Annotated in this window: 21 protein-coding genes and 1 pseudogene; 12 read left to right on the forward strand and 10 right to left on the reverse strand. The window is 68.9% G+C overall.

The window, feature by feature from the left end; all coding sequences use genetic code 11:
* Nucleotides 1–194 precede the first annotated feature (194 nt).
* Together V6D49_RS05955 and V6D49_RS05960 are read left to right on the forward strand one after the other, a co-directional pair.
* Nucleotides 195–536, forward strand: coding sequence for an ArsR/SmtB family transcription factor (locus tag V6D49_RS05955; protein WP_445330621.1), 342 nt, complete (start codon nt 195–197; stop codon nt 534–536).
* A gap of 64 nt (nt 537–600) precedes the next feature.
* Entirely contained in the window at nt 601–807 is a 207-nt protein-coding gene (locus V6D49_RS05960) for a hypothetical protein (RefSeq protein WP_340557756.1), read from the forward strand.
* Between the two features lie 96 nt (nt 808–903).
* Here the strand turns inward: V6D49_RS05960 and V6D49_RS05965 are convergent, their stop codons facing one another.
* On the reverse strand, nt 904–1,668 hold the full coding sequence (locus V6D49_RS05965; RefSeq protein WP_340557758.1) for an SDR family oxidoreductase: 765 nt from the start codon (nt 1,666–1,668) through the stop codon (nt 904–906).
* 256 nt (nt 1,669–1,924) lie between these two features.
* Between V6D49_RS05965 and V6D49_RS05970 the strand changes: the two are divergent.
* Nucleotides 1,925–2,122 (forward strand): annotated as a pseudogene (locus V6D49_RS05970) (FAD-dependent oxidoreductase); the annotation flags it as partial.
* Between the two features lie 12 nt (nt 2,123–2,134).
* Here V6D49_RS05970 and V6D49_RS05975 read toward each other — a convergent pair.
* The 5 genes from V6D49_RS05975 to aroA form a co-directional block, all read right to left on the reverse strand.
* On the reverse strand, nt 2,135–2,512 hold the full coding sequence (locus tag V6D49_RS05975; protein ID WP_340557760.1) for an ArsR/SmtB family transcription factor: 378 nt from the start codon (nt 2,510–2,512) through the stop codon (nt 2,135–2,137).
* An 88-nt stretch (nt 2,513–2,600) separates the two neighbouring features.
* A complete protein-coding gene (locus tag V6D49_RS05980) occupies nt 2,601–4,475 on the reverse strand; it encodes an AMP-binding protein (RefSeq protein ID WP_445330472.1) in 1,875 nt (624 codons plus the stop codon).
* A gap of 204 nt (nt 4,476–4,679) precedes the next feature.
* Entirely contained in the window at nt 4,680–5,087 is a 408-nt protein-coding gene (locus V6D49_RS05985) for a hypothetical protein (RefSeq protein ID WP_340557762.1), read from the reverse strand.
* A 65-nt stretch (nt 5,088–5,152) separates the two neighbouring features.
* Nucleotides 5,153–6,694, reverse strand: coding sequence for a 2,3-bisphosphoglycerate-independent phosphoglycerate mutase (gpmI, locus tag V6D49_RS05990; protein WP_340557764.1), 1,542 nt, complete (start codon nt 6,692–6,694; stop codon nt 5,153–5,155).
* Nucleotides 6,691–8,013 carry a 3-phosphoshikimate 1-carboxyvinyltransferase gene (gene aroA / locus V6D49_RS05995; RefSeq protein WP_340557766.1) on the reverse strand — a complete coding sequence of 441 codons (1,323 nt, stop codon included), beginning with the start codon at nt 8,011–8,013 and terminating at the stop codon, nt 6,691–6,693. Before aroA ends, gpmI begins: the two co-directional genes overlap by 4 nt.
* A 795-nt stretch (nt 8,014–8,808) precedes the next feature.
* Between aroA and V6D49_RS06000 the strand changes: the two genes are divergently transcribed.
* From V6D49_RS06000 to V6D49_RS06025, 6 genes are all read left to right on the forward strand, one after another.
* Nucleotides 8,809–9,195 (forward strand): ArsR/SmtB family transcription factor, encoded by a 387-nt coding sequence (locus V6D49_RS06000; protein WP_340557768.1) that lies wholly within the window; start codon nt 8,809–8,811, stop codon nt 9,193–9,195.
* Between the two features lie 414 nt (nt 9,196–9,609).
* The gene (locus tag V6D49_RS06005; protein WP_340557769.1) at nt 9,610–13,143 is read left to right on the forward strand and encodes a type I polyketide synthase; all 3,534 of its coding nucleotides are present in this window, start codon (nt 9,610–9,612) and stop codon (nt 13,141–13,143) included.
* Between the two features lie 27 nt (nt 13,144–13,170).
* Nucleotides 13,171–14,208 carry a ketoacyl-ACP synthase III family protein gene (locus tag V6D49_RS06010; RefSeq protein ID WP_340557770.1) on the forward strand — a complete coding sequence of 346 codons (1,038 nt, stop codon included), beginning with the start codon at nt 13,171–13,173 and terminating at the stop codon, nt 14,206–14,208.
* Nucleotides 14,209–14,269: 61 nt separating this feature from the next.
* Nucleotides 14,270–15,388: a phosphonopyruvate decarboxylase gene (gene aepY, locus V6D49_RS06015; RefSeq protein ID WP_340557771.1), complete on the forward strand. Its 1,119-nt coding sequence runs from the start codon at nt 14,270–14,272 to the stop codon at nt 15,386–15,388.
* Nucleotides 15,389–15,424: 36 nt separating this feature from the next.
* Nucleotides 15,425–15,997: an NADPH-dependent FMN reductase gene (gene ssuE, locus V6D49_RS06020; RefSeq protein ID WP_340557772.1), complete on the forward strand. Its 573-nt coding sequence runs from the start codon at nt 15,425–15,427 to the stop codon at nt 15,995–15,997.
* A 61-nt stretch (nt 15,998–16,058) separates the two neighbouring features.
* Nucleotides 16,059–17,207, forward strand: a complete 1,149-nt coding sequence (locus tag V6D49_RS06025; RefSeq protein WP_340557773.1) for an LLM class flavin-dependent oxidoreductase — start codon at nt 16,059–16,061, stop codon at nt 17,205–17,207.
* Between the two features lie 15 nt (nt 17,208–17,222).
* On the opposite strand, the gene V6D49_RS06030 is transcribed toward V6D49_RS06025, so the two are convergent.
* From V6D49_RS06030 to V6D49_RS06045, 4 genes are all read right to left on the reverse strand, one after another.
* Nucleotides 17,223–18,266, reverse strand: a complete 1,044-nt coding sequence (locus V6D49_RS06030; protein WP_340557774.1) for a 2-aminoethylphosphonate ABC transporter substrate-binding protein — start codon at nt 18,264–18,266, stop codon at nt 17,223–17,225.
* A gap of 62 nt (nt 18,267–18,328) precedes the next feature.
* The gene (locus V6D49_RS06035; protein ID WP_340557775.1) at nt 18,329–19,123 is read right to left on the reverse strand and encodes an ABC transporter permease; all 795 of its coding nucleotides are present in this window, start codon (nt 19,121–19,123) and stop codon (nt 18,329–18,331) included.
* Nucleotides 19,110–20,033 (reverse strand): 2-aminoethylphosphonate ABC transporter permease subunit, encoded by a 924-nt coding sequence (locus tag V6D49_RS06040; RefSeq protein ID WP_445330473.1) that lies wholly within the window; start codon nt 20,031–20,033, stop codon nt 19,110–19,112. The genes V6D49_RS06035 and V6D49_RS06040 overlap by 14 nt, the downstream gene beginning before the upstream one ends.
* Complete coding sequence (locus tag V6D49_RS06045; protein WP_340563710.1) at nt 20,030–21,136, reverse strand: ABC transporter ATP-binding protein; 1,107 nt, start codon at nt 21,134–21,136, stop codon at nt 20,030–20,032. The genes V6D49_RS06040 and V6D49_RS06045 overlap by 4 nt, the downstream gene beginning before the upstream one ends.
* A gap of 676 nt (nt 21,137–21,812) precedes the next feature.
* Between V6D49_RS06045 and V6D49_RS06050 the strand changes: the two genes are divergently transcribed.
* The 3 genes from V6D49_RS06050 (at nt 21,813) to V6D49_RS06060 (ending at nt 23,916) form a co-directional block, all read left to right on the forward strand.
* On the forward strand, nt 21,813–22,187 hold the full coding sequence (locus tag V6D49_RS06050; RefSeq protein ID WP_340557776.1) for an ArsR/SmtB family transcription factor: 375 nt from the start codon (nt 21,813–21,815) through the stop codon (nt 22,185–22,187).
* Nucleotides 22,180–23,064: a permease gene (locus V6D49_RS06055; protein ID WP_340557777.1), complete on the forward strand. Its 885-nt coding sequence runs from the start codon at nt 22,180–22,182 to the stop codon at nt 23,062–23,064. Before V6D49_RS06050 ends, V6D49_RS06055 begins: the two co-directional genes overlap by 8 nt.
* 135 nt (nt 23,065–23,199) lie before the next feature.
* A complete protein-coding gene (locus V6D49_RS06060) occupies nt 23,200–23,916 on the forward strand; it encodes a glutamine amidotransferase-related protein (RefSeq protein WP_340557778.1) in 717 nt (238 codons plus the stop codon).
* Nucleotides 23,917–24,134: the final 218 nt, after the last annotated feature.

Consider the following 24,134-nt stretch of genomic DNA (forward strand, 5'->3'; position numbering starts at 1 on the left):
GGCGTAGGCCCGCCCCACCGTGGACCACAGGCCCGTCCCGACCTCCCCACCAACACTTTCTCTTATCAACAACTCTCACTGTTGACAGCTGACCTCGTGCATGTTTTGCTGGTCATATGCGACCAAGCGCAATGGGCAAGGCCTCCACCATTCGGCCGCTCCCCCAACGCGATCAGGCGCGGGAACTCGCCCCCATGCTTCGAGCCATGGCCGACGAAACCCGCCTGACGCTGCTGTTGCTGCTCGCAATCGACTCCCGCACCGTCAAGGAGCTGCATCAGTTGACCGGGCTCAGCAGGACGCTGATCAGCCACCACCTCGCTCCACTGCGGGAGCAGAGACTCGTGACGGTACTTCCGCGAGGCCGCAGCAACGTCTACGCGCTCTGCTGCTCGAGCCTCAGGGAACCGGCGCGCCTCTTGGCCGCACTGACCTCGACCCCGTCGGACCCCGCGGCATTCGCCATGGAGTCCGACGACCCCGACCCCGGCACCGAGAGCACAAGGCCGTCGCTGCGGACCGGTGCACACCCCTAGCGGACCAACCACCCGCGGTCAACGGGCGCACGGCCCGGACCGGTTCACAAGAAGGGAAGCCACCATGAGCAACTCCGGCAAGAAGGGCGGCGTGCTGAGCCGCCTCCTCGGATCGGACAAGTCCGACAGCGACTGCTGCAGCGTGCAGATCGTCGAAGAGAAGGACGAGCCGCAGGAGACGGCCGCCGCGTCCCCGGACAGCGGGGCCAACAGCCCGTGCTGCGGCACCGAAGGCCAGCGCGACACCTCCGCGGAGGACGCTCGACGCTGATGAGCGAGGGGGCTTGTCCTGCGTGGCTCCCCCACCTCAGCCCCCTCGCCGAGAACGCCTCTCCCCGCTCCGCAGCGGGGAGAGGCGTCGAGGCGGCTACGTCTCCTTCGTGGACGTGCGGTGCACCTTGTGCTGGGCGGCTTGGGCAACGGGGCGAACGACCAAGAGGTCGACGTTGACGTGCCGGGGCCGAGTCACCGCCCACCGCACGGTGTCCGCGACGTCCTCCGCTCTGAGCGGTTCCTCCACCCCCTCGTAGACCCCTGCCGCCTGTTCCCGGTTCCCCCGGTAGCGGTTGAGCGAGAACTCCTCCGTGTACACCATTCCCGGTGCGATCTCGATGACGCGGAGGTCCTGACCACATACTTCCAGCCGTAGCGTCTCGGTGAGTGCGTGCTGGGCGTGCTTGGCCGCGCTGTAGCCGCCCCCGCCCTCGTAGTTGGTGAAGCTCGCGGTAGAGGTGAGCACCACCACGGTCCCGTCACGGTTGGCCCTGAGGAGAGGGAGCAGCGCCTGCGTCATGTGCAAGGTGCCCAGGACGTTCACCTCGAACATGCGCCGCCAGTCCCCGGGCACCGCCTGTGCCACCTCTTCCGTTCCGAAGGCTCCGCCGGCGACGTTCACCAAGACGTCGCACCGCTCGAGGGAAGCGGCGAACCGGGCGGTCGCCTCTCGGTCGGTGACGTCCAGAGTCCTGGCCTCCGCCTGGCCTCCCGACGCGGTGATGCCCTCGGCCACCTCCTGAACGCGTGCCGAGCGCCGGGCGGCGAGGATCACCCGGTACCCGGCCGACGCAAGGGCCCGGGCGGTGGCCGCGCCTATTCCGCTACTCGCTCCGGTGACAACCGCAGTGCGCTGCACTCGTTTCCCCTCTCAGGCGTACGGAGATATTCGCCCTTGGATCTCGATCGAGCTCGTTTCCGAACATCGGACCACCGGCCCATCGACATATCACGGACGCTTGCACAAAATACTGCTACAACGAGCAGATCAAGAGTCTGCCTCAGTCGCCCAGGAAAAGCGAGCAGCAGCGAGTGTTCGTCTACTTCCGCCCGAAATGAAACCGCTCGGTGACCGAACATCGAGGGCTCACCAACCATACAGAGGAGATTTCACGTTGAGTGACACACGCAACGTCATCATTATCGGGTCCGGCCCGGCCGGCTACACGGCGGCGCTGTACGCCGCGCGCGCCTCTTTACACCCGCTGGTCTTCGAGGGCTCGGTATCGGCTGGCGGGGCATTGATGACCACGACGGAGGTGGAGAATTTTCCCGGATTTCCTCGGGGTATCACGGGCCCGTCCTTGATGGATGAGTGCGTCCTGCTAGTCCTGGCCGCGAAGCAGGAGGGCGAGCACCGCGAGGGCGCCGGGCGCGCTGCGGTAGTAGACCCAGGTGCCCCTTCTCTCCGAGGTGAGCAGCCCTGCTTCTCTCAGCTTCTTCAAATGGTGACTGACCGTAGGCTGGGAAACTCCGACATCTGATATGTCGCACACGCACACCTCACCGTGAGGATGAGAAGCCACACGAGAGAAAAGCCGAAGGCGAATCGGGTCGGACAACGCTTTGAACATCGCCGCTGCTCTTTCCGCGCCCGCTTCCGAGATGGGTTGCGACGCGAGTGGGGCGCAGCAGGACACCACCGCATCCGACCAAGCCTTCGACGGCTTTTCGCTCGGCTCTTCGAGCCCGGCATTCAGCATGAATACATGTTTGCACCGATGAGTGGTCCTGCCAAGTAGCACCCAGGGGCCCGACGCCACGTGGCAAGTCCGAGGCACACACTCCCGGTTACCTCGGCCGCAGAATCCCCCGCAGGTTCTCCAGCACGTCTGCGTCCTCGATGGTGGGGGGAATCGGCTCCTCGCGCCCGTCGGCGATTCCTCTCATGGTTCTGCGCAGGATCTTCCCGGACCGGGTCTTCGGCAGCCTGTCGACGACATCCACGGTTTTCAGGGACGCGACCGGCCCCACCTCTTCGCGTACACGGGTGACGAGGTCGGCACACAGGTCACCGAGGTCCGACGCGGACCCCGCTTTCAGCACGACCAACGCGCGCGGCACCTGGCCCTTCAGCTCGTCCCGCACGCCGATCACCGCGCATTCGGCGACATCCGGATGGGCTCCGACCACGGCTTCCATCGCCCCGGTGGACAGCCGATGTCCCGCGACGTTGATCACGTCGTCCGTCCGGCCCATGACGTACACGTACCCCTCGTCGTCGACGTAGCCGCTGTCGCCGGTGAGGTAGTGGCCCGCGTACGGGTGCGGGGAGGACCGGATGTAGCCGCGTTCGTCTCCCCACACACCCGTCAGGGTCCCGGGCGGCAGCGGCGGCCGCAGGCAGATCGCTCCCTCCGTGCCCGGGTTCGCCGGGCGCCCCTGCTCGTCCAGGACCCGCACGTCGAAGCCCGGGACAGGAAGGCCGGGCGAACCCTGTCTGAGGGGGCGGCCCCCGGCGCCTCGCAGACTCGCACAGATCGGCCAACCGGTCTCCGTCTGCCACCAGTGGTCGACGACCGGCACCTCCAGCAGGTCACTCGCCCAGCGGTGGGTCGCCGGATCCAATCGCTCACCCGCCACGAACAGGTTCCTCAGCGACGACAGGTCCCGCGACCGGGCGAGCCGACCGAGCGGATCGGCTTGCCGGATGGCGCGCAGCGCCGTCGGAGCGGCGAACATCCCCGCTACGCGGTGCTCGGCGACGACTCGCCAGAAGGCGCCGGCGTCCGGTGTGCCGACCGGCTTCCCTTCGTAGATCACGGTGGTGGCACCGACCAGCAGTGGCGCGTAGACGGCGTAGGAGTGCCCGACGACCCAACCGATGTCGGACGCCGCCCACCACACCTCCCCGGCGCCGACGTCGTAGATGTGCCGCATCGACCACGTCAGCGCGACCGCGTGGCCTCCGTTGTCCCGTACGACGCCTTTCGGCCCTCCCGTGGTGCCGGAGGTGTAGAGGACGTACAGCGGGTCCGTCGCGGCCACCGGTACGCAGTCCGCGGGCCGGGCGGCGGCCACGGCTGCCTCCCAGTCGAGGTCTCCCGGGCGCACCTCGGCACGACACTCCTCTCTTTGCAGCACAACGACGCGCGGTCGAAGGCTGACGGAGCGTAGAGCCTCGTCGAGAACGGGCTGGTACCGCACGATCCGCTGGGGCTCGACACCACAGGAGCCGTAGACCACGACCTTGGGGCGAGCATCCTCGATCCGGCTGGCCAGTTCGCGTGCTGCGAAGCCCCCGAACACGACGGAGTGCACCGCACCGATGCGGGCGCAGGCCAACATCGTGATCACTGCCTGCGGAACCATGGGCATGTAGAGGACCACTCGGTCGCCCCTGTGCACCCCCAACCCGCGCAGTGCCCCTGCGAAACGAGCAACCTGATCTCTCAGTTCTGCATACGTGTAACTCTGCTCGGCGCCGGTGACAGGAGAGTCGTACAGCAGCGCGACACGGTCGCCGCAGCCCGCTTCGACATGGCGGTCGACGGCGTTGTAGCAGGTGTTGAGCAGGCCGTCGGGGAACCAGCGGTGGTACGGAGCACCTGTGCCGTCCAACACCTGGCGGGGAGGCCGGTGCCACGCGACGGCACGCGCGGCCTCCGCCCAGAAGCCCTCTCGGGCGTCGAGACTTCGGCGGTACATGGCGGAGTAGTCGTCCACGGGGTCTCCTGTTCTCGCGCACGGACGTCGGCCGACCAACGGCTGCCCCTGGTCGGCCCGCCGCCGTCTGCCACGAGCCGCGCAGGCACTCGACGGACTGCGGGAGTCGACCAGGACCCGTTGTTCCGTGTCGGCTTCGGGCACCGGGGCGGGGAGCCGCAGCTCGGGGGCCGGCCCTCCGGTCCCCCTACGGCACCTCCGTCTTCAGCACAGAGGTGATGTGGCCTCGATCCGGGACGTGTCGTTGTCGCAGGATGCCAACCAGACGAAGCCATGCGGCTCCAACTCGCAGACGGGTTCACCCCGCGAGTTGTGCAGCGTCCGCGTCTCCCCGCACAGGAACCGCAGCCCGAGCCCCGGCCGACGCAACCCGGCCGGCAGCGTGAAGCGGCTCTTGCAGGCGGCCACGTTGTGCACCGCCAGAACTCGGCAGCCACCGTCCGTGCCGGACCTCACCGCCGCCCACAGGCCGTCGCCCAGAGCGATCGCGCGGAACTCGGCGTCAGCGGCGAAGACCGGTGCGACGGCCGGGTGGCAGAGCACGTTGCCCGTATCCGTGGCGGGGGCGCCGGAGGCGAACGAGCACAGCACGTCGAGGAGCCGTTGAGGCACGTGTTGGGACTGCCGGGTGACCGGGGCTACGTGGAACGAGCGCGATGCCGAGGTCGTTGTCGCGTTCACAGCAGAGGGCTTCCTTTCATGGCTGCGCCGGGCTCACGGCCCAGCAACTTCAGTACGGTGGGCGCCACATCCGCCAGGGAACCGCCCTCGGCCAGGCCCACGCCCGCGAGCTGTTCCGCTCCCCCCTTGAGAACAACGGGTACCGGGTTGGTGGTGTGTCCCCCGTACGGCAGGAGTTCGCCGTCCGGGCCGCGTTGGAACATCTGCTCCGCGTTGCCGTGATCACCCACCGCCAGCATCCAGCGCCCCTGCTCCGCTACCGCGGCGGCGATACGGGCGACCGCCGCGTCGGTGTGCTCGGCGGCGCGCACCGTCGCCTCCAGATCACCGGTGTGACCGACGACATCGATGTTGGCGAGGTTGGCCACCACCAGGGCGACGTCGCTCCGGGCCGCAGCGGCGCACACCGCGTCAACGACGTCGGAGACGCCCATCTGAGGCCGACTCCGGTAGTCGGGAGCTTGGCCCGTGTCGACCCGGACGTGCTCCTCCGTGACTCGCGAGCGGGCGTCACGGCCGTTCAGGTAGTACGTGACGTGCTCGAACTTCTCCCTCTCCGCGATGCGTACCGAGAGCAGGCGCGCGCGCTCCAGTTCATCGGCGAGGCCCCCGGAGGCGTCGGCCCTGCGGGTCAGGGACTCGATCTCGGTGCGGGTGTCGTACTGGGCGAGGCTCGCCAGCGAGACCTTCCTGCCGCTCCGCTCCAGATGGTCGGCCAAGCCGTCCGCCAACTGCTGCACGCGATCGCTACGGAAGTTGAAGAAGAGGACCGCGTCCTGATCCGCCATCGTCACGGCCGGTCGGCCTCCGGTCCCCGCCAGAACGCTGGGCGGTACCCACTCGTCACCTCCGTCGGAGTGCACCGCGGCCTCCTGGAGGTGGTCCCTCAGGCGCCCGTGCCCGTCGGCCATGGCCAGGACCGCGGCCTCGGTGAGGTCGTTCCTGCCGGACTTGTCCATGGCGTAGCCACGGCCGATCACGGTCGCCAGACGCCCGGTTCCCGCATCCGCCATCAGCCGCTCGGCTCGCGCGAGGTAGCGCGTCGCGGTTCCGTCCGCCACGTCCCGTCCGTCGGTGATGGCATGAACCCAGACCTGCGGCACGTCGTGTTCGGCCGCGACGGCGAGAAGGACCCCCAGGTGGTCGAGATCGGAGTGGATCTGCCCGTCGGAGCAGAGGCCGATGAGGTGGAGTGCCCGCCCCTCCGACGCCGCCGCGGCACACATCGCGTTCAAGCGCGGATGCGCGCGCATGGCCCCGGAATCGATCTGTTGCCGGACCAGCAGGCTGTCATAGGGCAGTGCTCGGCCGGCGCCGATGACCAAGTGACCCGTCTCGGAGTTTCCGACGGTGCCGGGGAGCAGGCCGACCGCTTCCCCGGACGCCTGGAGCAGCCCGGCGGGGCAGGTCGCCCGTATCCCGTCCAGAAAGGGAGTGCGCGCGAGAGCGAGGGCGTTCCCCGGCCCGGGCGCGGCGTGCCCCCATCCGTCCAGGACGAGAAGCACACCCGGGGAACCCGAGGCGCCGAGGCCCGTCATGCCGTACTCGCCTTCTCAGGGTGGAGCCGGTCGAGGACCCGCCAGAAGCCGGGGAACGACTTGGCGACGCAGCCCGGGTCCTTGATGGTGACCCCCTCGGTGCGCAGCCCCGCGACCGCGAAGCTCATGGCGATGCGATGGTCGTCGTAGGTGTCGATGGCCGCACCGTGCGGAACGCCGCCGACGATGTGCATGGCGTCAGCGGACTCGTGAACCGTGATGCCCATGCGGCGCAGTTCGTTCGTGACCGCGGCGATGCGGTCGCACTCCTTGACACGCAGGGAGCCGATGTTGGTGATGCGCGTATCTCCTTCGGCGAAGGCCGCGACGACCGCCAGGGTGGGGACGACGTCCGGCATGGCCTCCATGTCGATGTCGATGCCGCGCAGCGGCCCCCCTTTCAGGGTGACGGAACCGCCGTTCACCTGGGTACGGCATCCCATCCGCGCCAGTACCTCGACCAGGCCGACGTCTCCCTGCCGGGAGTCGGCCCCGATCCCGGGAACCGACACCTCTCCCTCGGTGACGGCGGCGGCGGCGAGCAGATAGGACATTCCGGAAGCGTCCGGTTCCACGTCCACACGGCCGCCGCGTGGCTGCTGTCCGCTCGGGACGGAGAAGCTCCGGTAGCCGTCACGTTCGACCCGCACGCCCATCTCGGCCAGCGCCGCGATGGTCATCTCGACGTAGGGCTGGGAGATCAGGTCGTCCACGATCTCGATCTCGGTGTCGCTCGCGGCGCGGACCGAGTTGATCAGCAGGCTCGAAGTGAACTGGCTGGATACGGAGCCGCTGATCCGCGTCCGGCCGCCGTGGAACGTGCCGCCGGTGACGCGTACGGGCGGCGACCCGTTCGCACGCACCGCGACAGCCTCCACGCCCAGCATCGGCAGGGCGGACAGCAGGTCGCCCATGGGCCGCTCCTGCATGCGGGCGTTACCCGTGATGGTGGTCGTACCTTCGGCGTGGCCCGCCATGGCGATCAGGAAACGGAGAGGCGTGCCGGCGCCTCCCATGTACACGTCCTCCGCCGGCGCGCGCATCGCTTCACCGGTCGGTTCCACCAGGATGCTGGAGCGCTCCTCGTCGATGGTGGTGCGCACGTGTCCGAACGCGGCGACGGCGTGCGCGAAGTACCGGGTGTCGTCCGAGAGCAGGGCTCCCTCGATCAGGGTCTCCCGACCGCTGAGGGCGGCGATGGCCAGGTAGCGGTTCGTGTAGCTCTTCGAGCCCGGTGGCGTGGCCTCGGCGCTGATGCTTCCGGAGGGCACGACCGTCACCGCGTCCTGCTCAAGACGCGGGTCCGATGTTGCGCTCATCGTTTCTCCCAACTCTCTTCGACCTGCCGGGGCCGCCCGTACGTCAGTCACCGCTCGGTGCAGGAACCGTCCGACAGGATCACCTGTCGAGAGCCGAGGAGACCGGCCTTGCGGGCCACGACCGGCCCGCAGGGAACGGACACCGTGAATCCTGTTCCGTGCGCCCACAGTTGGCGCTCTTCTTGCTCTGCCACGTTGCGCGGTCTGGACGTTGTCATCACCGGAACCCACCTGGGGAGCACGAGTGGTCGACCGCTTACCGACTGAGCCCTTCCCGACCCATCAGCAATCATTAATGGGTTTGCGGACGGCCGAGTAGTCGAGAGTTGGCCATTTGACGGAAGCCCGTGGGTGACGCGATCAGTGACAACCCAAGGTGACGGGCGCGCCGGTGACGCCGGGTCGACCAGGGCGTCACCCGCACCCAGGATCGCGTGCCGGCCAACGGTCGAGCCCCCTGAGCGCAGCGGGAGAACCCGACCCGGCCAGCCGCACCCCATACGCTGCCGCCTGGCCGATATGCTCTCGACAGCCCGCCGTACCCTCTCGCGGGCGCCGACGGACCCAGCCCCGGCCGGGGCCCCGCCCGCCACCCCTCGCACCACCCCGCAACGGGTCGTCACGGAACGTGACGCCGGAGCGCGCGGGGAACGCGCCTCCCTTCCAGCAGCCGCTACCTCGTGGCTGAATTGGCACCCAACCCTGCCGTTCCACCACCGCGAACATCCACTATTGACTAGTATCAACAGCGCAAACTGTTGATAAGGCTGCGACGCCGCTCCTGAGGAGACCTCCATGCCGCCACGACCGAGGAGCCGCGCGAGCGCCGACGCGTCGGCCCGTCACCCGCGGGAACGTGACCAGGCGCTGGGCCTGGCCCCCATCCTCCGGGCCATAGCGGACGAGAACCGACTTCTGCTGATCATGCTTCTGGGGCAGAGGGCCCGAACGGTGAAGGAGCTCCAGGAGGCGACAGGCCTGAGCCAGCCGCTGGTCAGTCACCACCTGACGAGCCTGCGCAAACAAAGCCTGGTCACCGTGACCCAGTGCGGCCGGAGCCACGAGTACTCGCTCTGCTGCGACACGCTCGCCGAGTCGGTGCGCCTCCTGCTCGACCTGACCGCCGGCAACGTCACCCGCACCTCGGCGGGAGCACCAGAGGAAACGCGCGATAGCGGATGATGAGCCACTTCTCAACCACCGGGGACACCACGACTCCAGGTGACGTTGCTCACAGGGCACCTTGTTGTCACCCACTTCGACGGATGTCACTCTAGACACGTATCTATGTAGGCACGCCGTCCCTCTTCACCGGGACGCCCCTTTCCGTACGACTTCCGTACCGGCTGCGCCCTTCCCCTCCCGCGCCTACGGAAGTGTGCACCTCCCAGTCGACCGGACGCGTCCCGCATCCGGTCAAGCGACTGGACCGCGCTTCCGTCCGTGTCACGACAGACGGAGCCACAGCCAACGGCCTCTCGTGTAGCAGCGAGTCCTCTCGCACCAACGGCTCCGTCTCGTCAGCAGGCAGGCACCCACCGCGCCCCCGCAAGGGCCGGAGGGACCGCTGTGGCCCTCGACGGAGAGGAATCATCAGTGCGAGCCAGCGCAGCACCCCACGAGACCGCCGATCGCAGGGGCGGTGCCCCGCAACCCATCGCCGTCGTCGGGATGGCCGGCCGGTTCCCCGGTGCGGCCGATGTCGACGCGCTGTGGGAGTCGTTGTGCCGGGGCGAGGACGCGATCCGTGAGGTCCCCGCCGAACGACACCACCTCGCGGACCTGTCCTCCCGAACCTCCGGCAGGTGGGGTGGGTTCCTTGAGCGGGTCGACGCCTTCGACGCGGAGCACTTCGGCATATCACCCCGTGAGGCCGAACGGATGGACCCGCAACAACGACTGCTCCTGGAGACCGTGCAGGAGGCGATGGACGACGCGGGGTTCTCCGCCGACCGCCTCGCCGGGTCGTGCACCGGCACGTTCATCGGGCAGCTGGGGAACGACTACTGGAGTCTGCTGCGCCGCGGTGCCGCGCCCGCCGACATCCACCAGATGACCGGATCGGCCTCACGCGCCGTCACTTCGGGTCGACTGGCCCATGTCTGGGACCTGCGCGGTCCCAGCCTCACCGTCGACACGGCCGCGTCGTCCTCGCTGGTGGCCGTGCACCTCGCGCTGCAGAGCCTGTGGTCCGGCGAGTGCACGACCGCCGTCGCGGGAGGTGTCAATCTCGTACTCATTCCCGATGACACGGTCATATTCTCCGAGGCCGGAATGCTGGCCGCCGATGGGCGCTGCAAGTTCGGTGACTCCTCCGCTGACGGGTTCGTGCGGAGCGACGGGGTGGGCGCCGTCATCCTCAAACCGCTGCAGCAGGCGCTGACCGACGGGGACCGGGTTCGTGCCGTGGTGCTGGGCAGCGCCGCGGGCAACGACGGACAGTCGAGCGGGTACCTCGTCACCCCCGGGGTCGACGGGCAGGAGCAGGTGCTGCGGCGGGCCTACCGGCACGCCGGCGTCGCACCCCGGGACATCGACTACGTGGAGGCGCACGGTACCGGCACCGGCGTGGGTGACCCGGTGGAGCTGGAAGCGCTGGCCTCGGTACTGGGTGTCGACCGGCCGGTCGACACCCCATGTCTGGTGGGCTCCGTCAAGAGCAATATCGGACACACGGAGGCAGCAGCGGGGATCGCGGGATTCATCAAGGCGGTGCTGTGCCTGGAGCACGGAGAGGTACCCGCCAGTCTGCACGTCGACGAACCGAGCCCGGCCGTCGCGGGGGACCGCTCGCCGGTCCGCGTCCCGCGGGAGAGAACTCCTCTGCACCCCCAAGGCCGCCCCGCGCACGCCGCGGTCAGCAGCTTCGGCTTCTCCGGTACCAACGCCCATGTCGTGCTGCGGGCCGTCGACGAGGAGGAGGCACCCCCTCCCACTCCGGAGTCGGACACCGGCCCCAGGATGCTCCTGCTCTCCGCTGCCAACCGTGAGCGGCTGCACGACCTGGCCGTCTCCTGGACCCGCTATCTGGCTCCCGGCGGGAAGGGACGCGGGCACGTGTGGGGGGCCGTGGCCCGCAGTGCCGCGGTCCGCAGAGAGCTCGGACCCTGTCGGCTGGCCCTGCCCGCCGCCTCGCACGAGGACGCGCTGGTGCAGCTGCGAAGCTTCGTCGGTGGTGAGCATCCGGTCGGTGGTTCCTTCACCGAGGGCGCGTCGCCACACGCTCCGCGCATCGCCTTCGTCTACCCGGGGCAGGGCAGCCAGTGGAGGGGCATGGGCCGACAGTTACTGTCCACCGAGCCGGTGTTCGCCGAAGCGATCGCCGCCTGCGACGCAGCCATCCGTGAAGAGGCGGGCTGGTCCCTGACGGACCTGCTGCGGACCGGTTCCGAGGACCGCCTCGCCGAGCCGGCCGTCGTCCAGCCCGCGTTGTGGGCGATGGAAGTGGGCCTGACGGCACTGTGGCGCCACTGGGGCGTGGAGCCGGATGTGGTGATCGGGCACAGCATGGGCGAAGCCGCCGCGGCCCATGCGGCGGGCGCCCTGAGCCTGGCCGACTCCGCGGCCGTCATCTGCCGCCGCAGCGAACTCGCCGGGCGGCTGAGCGGGCAGGGCAGCATGGCGTGGGTGCGCCTGGGCGCCGAGGACGCGGCCAAGGCGCTGGTGGGCCACGAAGAACGGGTGTGGATCGCTGCCCGCAACAGTCCCGCCTCCACGCTGCTTTCCGGGGAACGAGAAGCTCTGGCCGAGATTCTGCGGAGTCTCGACCGGGACGGGACACCCAACCGGTGGGTGAACGTCGACTTCGCCTCCCACTGTCCGCAGATGGACACGGTTCGCGACGAACTGACCGAAGCCCTGCGGGAGGTCCGACCACGGACGGCTTCGGTACCGCTCCATTCCACCGCCCTGGGCGAAGTCGTCGACGGTTCCGGTATGGACGCCGGCTACTGGGCCCGCAACATCCGCGAGCCCGTCGACTTCCTCGGCGCCGTGACCGGCCAGATCACGGACACCGACACCGTCTTCATCGAGATCAGCCCCCACCCCGTGCTGGTCCACAGCATCAGGGAGACCGCGCAGTCGCTGGGAAGGGAGGTCGCAGCGGTCCCCTCACTGCGCCGGGAGGAGGACGAGCTTCGGGCCCTGCTCACCTCACTGGCCGAGGTGAACACGCACGGCGTTTCCGTGCACTGGCCACACCTGTTCGACGACCATCGCTTCGTCCCCCTTCCGCCCACACCGTGGCGGCGTGTCTCCCATTGGCTACCCGCGCCGGAGGCCGGACGTCCGGCACAGCGGCCGGACCACCGGCACATCGCCGGTCCGGGCGGGGACACGGCGGCGGGTACGTGGCTCGTTCTCGCCGACAGCGGCCCGCACGGGCGCACCCTGGTCAAGGAGCTGCGCGAACGGGGCCAGCGGGTGGTCGTGGCCACCGTCGCGACGACTCTCAAGCAGACCGGCCCGGACCGGTACCGGATGCACCCCGACCGTCCCGACCACATGCGCACCGTGCTCCGCGACGTCGCGCAGCGGGGACCGTGCTCGGGCATCGTCCACCTGTGGGGACTGGACGCCGGCCTGCCGCAGGACGCCACGGTCAAGGAGCGCGAGCGCGCCCAGGGGCTGGGCCTGCGCAGTGTCTCCCACCTCCTCAGCACCCTGCACCACGTGCCCTTCCCGGCACCGCCACGCATCTGGCTGGCCGACCTGGAAAGCGGGCCGGTCGATATCGAGGAGCTCGTCGGCGTACCCGATGCCGCCGACGACACGTCCCCGGTGCACGAGGAGGGCGTACCGCTGACCGCACGGCCCCCACATCCGCAGGCCGTCACCTCGCCGCACGATTCCACCACCTCGGGCCGTACGGCGACGGAGGACGCGCTGGAAGAAGCGGTCGTCGAGCAGGCCGGTGAGGTGCTGGGCCTCAGCGGAAGGCGCTTGAGCGTCGACCAGCCCTTGAAACGCATGGGGCTGGACTCCCTGATGTCGGTTGAACTGCGCCGACGGATCGAGACCCGGCAGGGCATCCGGCTCTCACTGCCGGGGCCCCTGGGCGACCACACCATCAGCGAGGTCGTCACGGACCTGCGTGCCGCACACGCACCGCACGCCGCGACCTCTTGACCGCCGCCCGCGAGGAGAACTCACCCCATGAAAACCCCAGGGATCTTTCTGTCCGGCATCGGCGTCCATCTCCCCCCAAGCGTGGACGCGGGCGAAGCCGTCGCCCGCGGCGAGTACGACGCGGCCGACCATGAGTGGTACGGCTGGACGGGCGCCGCGGTGGCCGGTGACACGCCCGCTCCCGACATGGCCGTCTCGGCCGCGCGCGAGGCACTCTCCCGCTCCGGGCACCCCGTCTCGGACATCGACCTGCACCTGCACGCGGGCTTCTTCGAACAGGGCCCGGAGGGATGGTCCGCCCAGCACTACATCCTGAGGCACGTCACGGACCGGGACGTGCCGGCCTTCTCCGTCTGGCAGGCGTGCAACGGTCTCGTGGGCTCCTTCGACCTGGCGGCCTCGTACCTGCTGGCTTCGCCGCAAAGGACCGCCGCGCTGCTGACAGGCGCCGACAACGTCGGAACGCCGAACTACAACCGCTGGGACTTCGGCATCCAGAACGGCGTACTCGGGGACGCCGCCAGCAGCGTGGTGCTCTCCAAACGTGAGGGGTTCGCCAGGCTGTTGTCCGTCACCGCGGCCTCGACCTCCGAGGTCGAGGAGCAGTACCGCGGCGCGGAACCGATCTTCCCCCCGTCCCTGACGGTCGGGCGGCGCATGAACATGAAGGAGCGATTCGCCAGCCGTAGGGGGGTGGAGGAGACCGTCGCGGAGGTGGTGCAGCGGCAGGGCGAGTTGCGCACCCACATCGCCCTGCAGGCACTGGCGGAAGCGGACATAGACGTCACCGAGGTCACCCGGGTGACCCACGTCTTCACCGGCCAGGAAAGCTACCTGAAGGTGATCCTCGACCCCATCGGGATCGACGTCGAGCGCGGCCTGCTGGAGTTCGGCCGGAATCTGGGTCACCTCACCGTCAACGACCAGGTCGTCGGCCTGAACCACCTGGTCACCACCGGCCAGGTGGGGCCGGGGGACCACGTCCTGCTGATCGCGCACGGCGGCGGTGTCTCCCTCAGCTGCGCCGTGGTCCGCATCGAGTCCCGACCGCCGTGGGCCCGGTGACCCGAACCAGTTCACCCGTGGCGGATGCCCGAACGCGTCCGTCGTCCAAGGAGGCTTCACCTTGATCACAGCTCAGGAGTTCGTCGACGCGCTCGAAGGGCGGGGATTCACCGCGTCCAGCGGGGTGCCCTGCTCGCATTTCGGGGGGCCGATCGCGCTGCTCGGCGAGCACGGGAAACAGTACGTGCCGGCCGCGAACGAGGGCGCGGCCCTGGCGGTCGCAGCCGGATTCTCCCTGGCGGGACGCGCTTCCTACATCATGTTGCAGAACTCGGGCCTGGGAAACCTCATCAACCCGCTGACCTCTCTGGTCATGACCTACCGACTTCCCGTGCTGACCTTCGTCAGCATGCGCGGCTGGCCCGATCCGGCCGACGACGAGCCGCAGCACGAGGTGATGGGGCCGCTGTGCCACCCCCTGCTCGACGAGTTGGGTCTCCCCCATTGGACGCTGCGGGCGGACGACGGAGTGGAGCGGTACCACTCGGTGCTGGACGCGGCGCTGGACGAGTTCAAGGCCGGAAGGCCCCCGTTCGTCCTCGTTGAGCGGGGGGCCGTGGGCAAGGCGGCGGGCTCCGGGACAAAGGTCGCGGACACCGGGCGCATGACGTCCGTGGAGGCGATCGGGGTCGTCAGGGAGCGGGCCAAGGAGGCCGTGCTCGTCTCCACCACGGGCTACACGTCCCGGGAGGTCTTCGCCGAGGCGGACGGGCCGGGCAACTTCTACATGCAGGGTTCGATGGGGCACGCCTCCGCTCTGGCGTTGGGCGTCGCTCTGGCCAGGCCTGAACGTACCGTGGTGGTGCTGGACGGGGACGGTGCGGCACTGATGCACCTGGGCACCCTGTCGGTCATCGGGGATCAGGTACCCGCCAACCTCGTCCACGTCGTCCTGGACAACGGCCTCCACGAGTCGACCGGCGGGCAGCGAACGACGTCCGGAACCACCTCCTTCCCCGACGTGGCCAAGGCCATGGGCTACCGGAACGTGCAGCGGTGCGCGACACCCGGAGAGCTCGACGCCTTCCTCCGCACCGCGCTGGAATGCGACGGCCCGCACCTGTGCGCGGTCCCCACCCGGCCGCGTTCGGGCGCTGTGCCCCCACGCGCCACCAGCGCGCTGTCGGCGGAGGAGATCAAGGAGCGCTTCATCCGGACTCTCACCGAGCAGGACGCCTGATCCGTTTCGCACACGACGCCCTGGGAGGCGTGGACCATGGCAACAATCTTGATGCTCCACGGAAGCCCGTCAGCCCACTCACGCACCGCGGCCATGCTCAGGCACGTGGAGAGATGGCTCAGCGACGCCGGGTTGTCCGTACGGAGCGTGGCCGTGCGCGATCTGCCCTCAGCGGCGCTGCTGAACGCCGACAGCGCCGATCTCGCGATCCGGGACGTGGTCGGATCGGTCGAGGAGGCGGACGGCATCATCGTGGCGACGCCCGTGTACAAGGCCGCCTACAGCGGCCTGTTGAAGGTCCTGCTGGATCTTCTCCCGCAGTCCGCCCTCGCGGGCAAGCCGGTGCTTCCCCTCGCCACCGGCGGTAGCACCGCCCACGTGCTCTCCATCGACTACGCCCTGCGTCCCGTGCTGACGGCGTTGGGTGCGGATCACGTGCTCCGCGGCTACTTCGTACTCGACCGCCTGCTCACGCGACAGGACGGCGGAGAGGTGCTCATCGATTCCGAGGTGGCCGCCCAGCTCACCACCCGCGTCGGCCAGTTCGCCTCACTCGTTTCGCGTGAGGCCACACGTACGACGAACCCGGCTTTCAGCCCCCTGGCGTGACCGTCAGGTACGGCCGGTATCCGCGGTGCCGGACCCGGCACTCCTTCAGAACGGAGAGAACATGAGCATCACCTTCCACTGGTTCCTCCCCACCTACGGAGACAGTCGCCATTTCGTGGGCGGAGGACATGGTTTGGCGTTGGCCAAGGTCGGCGAGGAGCGCGAAGCGTCGATCGGATACCTGACCCAGGTGGCCCGGGCGGCGGAACAGCTCGGTTTCGCCGGGGCCCTGACCCCGACGGGGTCCTGGACCGAGGACGCTTGGCTCACGACGGCCATGCTGGCGCAGACGACCGAGCGGCTGAAGTTTCTCGTGGCCTTCCGTCCCGGCTTCGTCAGTCCCACGCTGGCGGCTCAGATGGCCGCGACGTTCCAGCGCCATTCGGCGGGTCGCCTGCTGATCAACGTCGTCGTCGGCGGGGAGAGCTGGGAGCAGCGGGCCTACGGTGACTTCCTCGACAAGGACGGGCGCTACCACCAGGCCGACGAGTTCCTCCAGGTCGTGCGCGGCCTGTGGGCCGGCGAGACCGTGGACCTCGAGGGGAAGCACGTCCGGGTCGAGAAGGCCCGGCTCTCCCGGCTCCCCGACCCGGTGCCCGAGATCTACTTCGGTGGCTCCTCGCAGGCGGCCGGCGCGGTGGCGGCCCGGCACGTGGACAGCTATCTGACGTGGGGCGAACCGCCCGCTCAGGTGGCCGAGAAGATCGAGTGGATCCGTGGCCTGGCGGCACGCAACGGCCGCACACCCCGGTTCGGCGTGCGGATGCACGTGATCACTCGTGAGACATCGGCGGAGGCGTGGTCGGTGGCCCGGAAGCTGCTCGCGGACTTCGACGAGTCGACCATCCGGAAGATCCAGGAAGGGCTGCGGCGCAGCGAGTCCGAGGGGCAGCGCCGGATGCTCGACCTGCACCGGGGAAGCGCCGAGCGTTTGGAGATCTACCCCAACGTCTGGGCCGGAATCGGTCTCTTCCGAGGAGGCGCCGGAACGGCGCTCGTGGGCAGTCACGAGGAGGTCGCCGACCGCATCGCCGAGTACCACCGGGCGGGGGTCGACGAGTTCGTGCTCTCCTCCCATCCCCACCTGGAGGAGGCGTACTGGTTCGGTGAGGGCGTGATGCCCCGGCTGAGGGATGCGGGACTGTGGTCGCACCCCTCAGCCCGGCCGGACCACGGTGCCGGCCGGGCTGAGCAGGTGCTCAGCGGGTGACCGTGGATCGGAGGCTCAGCTCCCGGTGGCCTCGCGCCAGGCTTCCAGGTAGGAGTCGAGCTCCTTGTCGATGGTCCTCCAGTCAGGGGTGAAGATCTCCACCCCGTCCAAGGCCTTCCGTGCCCGCTCGGCGTACTCCCCCTGGGGAGTGACGTCGGTGCGGGACGGGAAGCCGCCGCCCGCGTCGCTGATCAGTTCCTGCGCCTCGGGGCTGACGAGGTAGTCCAGCAGCTTCTGGGCGTTCTCCTGCTGCGGCCCCCCCTTCACCAGCCCTCCGGCGTAGGGAAGGGAGAACGTGGTCGGGGCCTTGCCCTCCATCGCCGGGAAGAAGATGTCCTGGTTCGGCATGGCCTCGCGGTTGGCGAAGCTCATCTGGACGTCGCTGTTGGACACGAGCAACTCGCCCTTGTCCACCTTGGGCACGAGCGCGCCGGTGGAGGCGGAGGGACCGACGTTGTTGACCTGCAGCTTCTCCAGGTACTCCATAGCGGGTTCCAGACCGCCGAAGTCGTGCATGCTCTTGATGACGACGGCGGTCCCGTCTCCCGCGACGCCCGGGGTGGAGTACTGGAAGCGACCCTTGTAGGAGCTGTCCAGCAGGTCCTGCCAGGTCTCCGGCGGGGAGTCGAGTTCCTCGGTGTTGTAGATGAAGCAGAAGTAGTTCTTCACCACGGCGGTCCACATGCCGTCGGCGTCCTTGTCCGGGTCCGCGATGTTCTCCCAGCCGGCGGGGCGGTACGCGTCGAGGAGTCCCCGGCTCTGCGCCTGCTGGATGAACGGGGGCAGGGTGATCAGGACGTCGGCCTTGGTGTTGTTGCGTTCGCGGGTCAGGCGTTGAACGACCTCCCCGGAGCCGCCTTCGACGTAGTTGACCTTGACGCCGGTCTCCTCCTCGAACTGCTTGAACGCCCGGTCGTAGAAACCGTCCCCACTCTGGTACTTGAGTCCGTCCGCACTGTAGACGGTGACCTCGTCCCCGGAGTCCTCCCCCGCACAGGCGGTGGCGAGGAGAGCCAGGAGCAGGGCGCCGGCGGCACCGGCACGCATCGTGTGGCGCATGAATGATCCTTGTCGGTTCGAGAGCCCGCAGGCCCTGGACGGAGTTCGCCCCACCAACCGGCTCAGCGGTAGGAGGCTCTGTTTCGCAGACGGTTGAGCAACAGCAGAACCACGAGGGTGGTGGTCATCAGCAGGACCGCTTGAGCCGACCCGATGAAGACCAGGCCCCGGTTGGTCGCCGCGTAGATGGCGACGGGCAGGGGAAGCCAGTCGGGCGGATAGAGCATCATCGTGGCGCTCAACTCACCCATGGACAGGGCGAAGCACAGCGCCGTGGCCGCACCCAGCGAAGGAAGCAGAAGCGGCAGCTTCACACGCCACAGCACGTAGCCGGGGGAGGCTCCCAAACTCGCCGCGCTCTGTTCGTACACGGGGTTCAGGCGCAGGAGTGCGGCAGCCACGGACTGGTAGGCGAACCCGGTGACCAGGACCGCGTGCGCCATGACGACGATGCTCGGAGTGCCGTTGAGAAGGACGGGGGGCCGGCTGAAGGCCACCAACAGGGCCAGGCCGACGACGACGGAGGGGACGGCCACGGGCAGCATGAACAGGCTGTCGGCCAGGCGACGTAGCCGGGTCATGCTGTGGACGGCGAGGGCCGCCCAGGTCCCGGTGACCAGCGCGATCAGCGAAGCGGCCGTGGCCGTGAGAAGCGAGGTGACCAGGGCTTCGAGCGCGTCGCCGGACGTCACGGTGGCGTACTGCTCGAAGGTCGGCCCTGAAGGAAGGGCCCCGCTCCAGTTGGTGGAGAAGGAGGCAGCAAGGATGACGGCGAAAGGTAGCGCGAAGAGGGGAAGAACGACGAGGGCGAACCCGGCGTGCACCAGTCTGCGGGCTCGGGGGCTATGCACCAGCACGGTGACCTCCTGATGCGCCGATCGCCCCTGCGCGGTAGAGAAGGTAGAGGGATACGGACAGGACCACGCTGACGACGGCGACGACGCACGCGGCCGGGTAGTCGTAGTCGAATATCGCCTTGGTGTAGACGAGCAGGGGCAGGGTCACCACGTCCTTGGCGCCGGTGAACAACACGATCCCGAAGTCGTTCAGGCTCATGACGAGCACCAGGGAGCCGCCCGCGACGAGGGCGGGACGCGCCTCGGGGAGGATCACCTGCCGAATGACCCGGCCCGGCCGGGCCCCGAGTGACGCGGCGATCTCAAGTTGCGAGGTGTCGAGTTGCGAGAAGGCCGCCAGCAAGGGGCGCATCACGAAGGGGGTGAAGAAGGTGATCTGGGCCAGGAGCACGCCCCACGGAGTGGCCAGGAAGTCCACCGGCCCGTCGGGCGCCCCGGTGGCATCGGCCCAGATGCCGTTGACCATGCCGGCCGACCCGTACACGAACACCAGGGCAAGGGTGATGAGAAAGGAGGGGAAGGACAGGAAGATGTCGATGAACCGGCCGATCAGGCGGGAGCCGGTGAAGGGAACGAAAGCGATCACCAGCGACAGACCGAACCCCAGGACCAGGCAACCCGCCGTGGCCCCGAGGCCGATGTACACGGTGGTGAACACGGCGCTGCGGAAGGCCTCGGAGTCAAAGGTGGACCGGTAGACCTCCAAGGACTGCCCGCCCGTCTCAGGGGAGAAGGACTCCCACACCACCAACGCCAGCGGGTAGAGCAGCGCGAAGGTGATGCACAGAAGGGGCGGTAACAGCCACAGCCCGGAGCGTGGGGCGCGGCGTCGGCCGGCGGTGTGCGGGGGCGATGGTGGCCGGATGGCTTCGGGGAGGGGAGCCGGGAGTGGGGCTTCGGCGGTCGTCACCGTGCTCGCCCCACGCGGTGTGCCGGTTTCGTCGGCAGGCCGTCGCCCGGCTTGGCGGGGAGCAGGACGGCGTCCTGAGGAGCGAAGCTCACCGTGACGGTGTCGCCGACCCGGGGCGGTTCACGCAGTTCGGCGACGTCGGCGACGAGCGGCTCCGGGCCGATGTCCAGGTAGAGCCGGTGAGTGGCGCCTCGCCACTGCAGTTCGGCGACCTTGCCCCGCAAGCAGTTCCGCGTCGGGTGCTCGGTGAGGCTCAGGTGGTGGGGCCGGACGCACGCGAGGAGTTCGACTCCGGGAGAGACGCTGTCCGGAGCGGTGACGAGCAGCGTGGTGCCGCGGTGGTCGACCTCGGCCCGTCCGTCCGGGGCGTGCGCCTGCACCGTGACCGGGAGGAGGTTGGCCCCGCCGAGGAAGGTGGCGGTGAAGTCGTTGCCCGGTTCGCGGTAGAGCTCCTGCGGCGTTCCGCAACTGACCAGGCGCGCGTCTCTCATGACCGCGATGCGATCGGCCAGGGTGAGTGCCTCGACCTGGTCGTGCGTCACGTACAGGATCGAGACGTCGGGGAGTTCACGGTGCAGCCGGGCCAGTTCCGCGAGCATTCCGGAGCGCAGCTGGGCGTCCAGCGCGGAGAGCGGTTCGTCCAGCAGGAGGACCCGGGGCCGGATGGCCAGGGCCCGCGCGATGGCAACACGCTGTTGCTGACCGCCTGACAGTTCTCTGGGGTAGCGACGCGCGTAGTCCTCCATGCCGGTCATGCGCAGCGCTTCCCGGACCCGGTCGGGGATCTCCGCACGCGGCACCTTGTGGGCCTTGAGCCCGAAGGCGACGTTGTCCGACACCCGCATGTGCGGGAAAAGCGCGTACTGCTGGACCACCATCCCGATGCCCCGACGATGAGGTGGAAGCCCGGTGACGTCCTCACCGCCGATGTACACCCGCCCCCGGGCCGGGGTGGCGAAACCGGCGACGGCGCGCAGCGCCGTCGTCTTGCCCGACCCGGAAGGCCCGAGTAAGGCCATGACCTCTCCGGGCAGGACGGTCAGATCCAGTGAGTCCAGGACCGTGGTGGCGCCGTAGGCGACGGAGACGGAGTGGAAGCGTATGCCTGAGCGGAGCGCTCCGCTGCCGCTACCCCCTCGTGGTGCGGGCGTTGGCGGCCTGTGTCTGACGAAAGTGGACACGATTCCCCTTGGATCAGGACGACGGGCAGTACCTCGTGTGGTGCGCGAGGGCGTGATTCGGCCGAGTGACAGCTGCGGGTCCGTGCTGAAGGAGACGCCGTACAGAGGCCCGGTGGAGGTCCGGCGCTCCCGAGAACCAGCCGTCGAGGGGTGACCGACCGGTCGGCCCACGGGCGTAGGTCCCCGTGCTCAGGGCTACGGGTGCCAACGCGTCCCCAGCCAGCCGCGTCCGACCGCTCCCTTCAATCTCTTACCCCTCTTCACCAGCAATGCATCAGCCATCATTCATGGATCAATGGGTGCTGTACAGACTGCCGTCAGCCACGGTCCAAGGACGACCCACCCGACCCCGAACACCTCGCGGCCCACCTCCGGCCACCATCGAGTCGGCCACCTCTCCGGGGAACAGGCAGGCAGCGCGCCCATCACCGACCCCCGGAGGGCCGACCCCTCAACAGGACATGCTCTCGCCCGGCAATGAGTCACGGCGCGACGGGTGGCCGAAAAGGCACGGTTGCGGTTTCTCTGGCGGGCCAGTGATCACCAGTCATGCTCGCCGCACTTGACACCAATGAATACTGTTGATATCAATCGTGCTATGGATGAAGTACTGGGCGTCCGCCTCATGCCACCGGCGGAGTTGTCGAATCGGGACCGGGCACGCCTGCTCGCTCCCCTGCTGAAGGTTCTGGCAGACGAGAACCGACTCACGATCACACTCCTCCTTGCCGAGCACTCCCGCACGGTCAAGGAACTGCAGGAGGCGACGGGCCTGAGTCAGACCTTGGTCAGCCACCACCTGGCGACCCTGCGCGACCAGCAGCTGGTCACCTCCGCCCCACGTGGTCGGGCCAACGTGTACACGCTCTGCTGTGAGCAGCTGGGGACCCCCGTGCGGTGGCTCGCCTCCCTCGCGGCACTGACGCCCGAGGGTGCCGCGGCCTGCTGCGAGGGGGAGTGGCCGGGTGAATAACTGGGGCGAGACCTTCCAGACCTTCGGAATCATCGCGGCCGAGCTGGTCGCGCTCTTCCTGGCCATCTCCTTCCTGGTGGCCCTGTTCAACCGGCGGGTGGGCCCCAAGCGGATTCAAAGCTGGCTGGGAGGGGGGTCGGTGGTCGGCCCCCTCAAGGGGGTCGCCCTCGGCGCGCTCACCCCGTTCTGTTCCTGCTCCACGCTTCCCATGCTCGCCGGCATGTTCAAAGCCGGAGTCCCGTTCGTCACGGCCGCGAGCTTCCTCGTCGCCTCCCCCCTCCTCAATCCGATCATTCTGACCGCGGTGGCCGTGCTCTTCAGCGTGCCGGTCATGCTGGGCTACGCGGCCGTCGCCCTGGTCGGCAGCCTTCTCATCGCGGCGGGCTGGAACGCCTTGGGGCTCGGGCGCTTCGTCAAACGCGTGCGTGTGGAGGGGGAGAAGGCGGAGGAGCCCTGGCAGGGCCTTCGCGCGGAAATGCCCGGCGCTTGGCGCTCGGCACGGTCGGACTTCCGTCCGTTGGTCATCCCCCTCCTGGTGGGGGTGAGCGTAGGTGCCCTGATCTACGGGGCCGTACCCGAATCCTTCCTGACCGGATTCGCCGGGCCGGACAACCCCGCGGCCATCCCGGTCGCCGCCGTGATCGGCATCCCTCTCTACATCCGCACGGAAGCCGCCCTGCCGATCGGACTGGCGCTGTCGGAGGCCGGCATGGGGATCGGCGCGGTCTTCGCCCTGATCATCGGTGGCGCCGGAGCGAGCATCCCCGAGGTCAGCATGCTGACGGCCATCTTCAAGCCTCGGCTCGTGGCGGCGTTCGTCGCCTCCATTCTGGTCATGGCCGTGGCCGGGGGCTTCATCATCCCGCTCTTCGCCTGATCCGACACTCTCGCGACTCCGGGCCTGCAACCGCGAAAGCCGCCGCCCGCCCGGAGTTCGCAGTACCACAACTTCTCACCGCCGCAGCGCCACCGTGCCACCCATCTTTCGAACAAACGTTCTACAGGAGGAAGCATGGACGCCATGACCGAGCTCCGCCTCGCCCTGGTAGGCGACAAGGGCAACCACTCGGAGCCCGCTCACCCCAAGATCGAGTCACTGCTGAGCGAGTTGGGAGCCACTGCCGAGTGGCTGCCGACGGAGAAGATCACCGGCGAGGCCGACCTCGACGGCTTCCACGGCATATGGGTGGTACCCGGCGCGCCGTACCTGAACGAGGCCGGCGTCCAGCACGCCGTTCGAGTGGCACGGGAAGCCGAAGTGCCCTTCCTCGGCACGTGCGGCGGCTTCTTCAGCGCTCTGATCGGCAACGCGCTCGTCAACGGCGTCGAGGAAGTCGTCGGCGTGGTGGAGGACCAGGAACGGTATATGGCCCTGGCGATTCCGTTCACCTGCTCGTTCACCGGGGAGAAGGCTCCGCTCACCGTCAAGAAGCACTCTCGGCTGGCGTCGGTCTACGGCCACGCCGACGACGTGCAGGAGGTCTTCCACTGCTCGTGGTCCCTCGACCGCGCTTTCATGGAAGCCGCGGTGGAGGGGGAGATGGAGTTCGTGGCGTGGGATGCCGACGGCGCCCCGCGGGCGCTGGAGCTGGAGGAGCATCCCTTCTTCCTCGCCTGCCTCTTCCAGCCGGAGCTCACTTCCACACCCACCTCCGTCCACCCCCTCATCGCGCAGTTCCTGACGGCGGCGGAGAAGCGGGCCGCCGGGGCGGATCCGGCGTCGAGATGAGAAGTCGAGCGGACGACCCGAGCCCGCACCCGTCTTCGGCATGACGGCCTGCGGCGGCTTGTCGGCCCCGCACGTGACCGCCGACCGAGGAGCCCACGGGACCACCGTGGTTCACCGTGCCGCGTGGAGACGACCGGCGGATGCCGGGTGAACAACCGGGCAACGTGGATCCGGTCTCTGACCGGAGTTGATTTCGGCCACCGGGCTCCCCGCACAGA

It is taken from the genome of Streptomyces sp. GSL17-111 (assembly GCF_037911585.1).
In the GTDB taxonomy this organism is placed as follows: Bacteria; Actinomycetota; Actinomycetes; order Streptomycetales; family Streptomycetaceae; genus Streptomyces.

Bases quoted from the DNA above. Each gene is read 5' to 3' on its own strand.
- V6D49_RS05955 (WP_445330621.1), top strand. From the start codon at position 195: ATGCTTCGAGCCATGGCCGACGAAACCCGCCTGACGCTGCTGTTGCTG.
- V6D49_RS05960 (WP_340557756.1), top strand. From the start codon at position 601: ATGAGCAACTCCGGCAAGAAGGGCGGCGTGCTGAGCCGCCTCCTCGGA.
- V6D49_RS05975 (WP_340557760.1), bottom strand. From the start codon at position 2,512: ATGCTGAATGCCGGGCTCGAAGAGCCGAGCGAAAAGCCGTCGAAGGCT.
- gpmI (WP_340557764.1), bottom strand. From the start codon at position 6,694: ATGACGGGCCTCGGCGCCTCGGGTTCCCCGGGTGTGCTTCTCGTCCTG.
- aroA (WP_340557766.1), bottom strand. From the start codon at position 8,013: ATGAGCGCAACATCGGACCCGCGTCTTGAGCAGGACGCGGTGACGGTC.
- V6D49_RS06000 (WP_340557768.1), top strand. From the start codon at position 8,809: ATGCCGCCACGACCGAGGAGCCGCGCGAGCGCCGACGCGTCGGCCCGT.
- V6D49_RS06010 (WP_340557770.1), top strand. From the start codon at position 13,171: ATGAAAACCCCAGGGATCTTTCTGTCCGGCATCGGCGTCCATCTCCCC.
- ssuE (WP_340557772.1), top strand. From the start codon at position 15,425: ATGGCAACAATCTTGATGCTCCACGGAAGCCCGTCAGCCCACTCACGC.
- V6D49_RS06025 (WP_340557773.1), top strand. From the start codon at position 16,059: ATGAGCATCACCTTCCACTGGTTCCTCCCCACCTACGGAGACAGTCGC.
- V6D49_RS06030 (WP_340557774.1), bottom strand. From the start codon at position 18,266: ATGCGCCACACGATGCGTGCCGGTGCCGCCGGCGCCCTGCTCCTGGCT.
- V6D49_RS06050 (WP_340557776.1), top strand. From the start codon at position 21,813: ATGGATGAAGTACTGGGCGTCCGCCTCATGCCACCGGCGGAGTTGTCG.
- V6D49_RS06060 (WP_340557778.1), top strand. From the start codon at position 23,200: ATGGACGCCATGACCGAGCTCCGCCTCGCCCTGGTAGGCGACAAGGGC.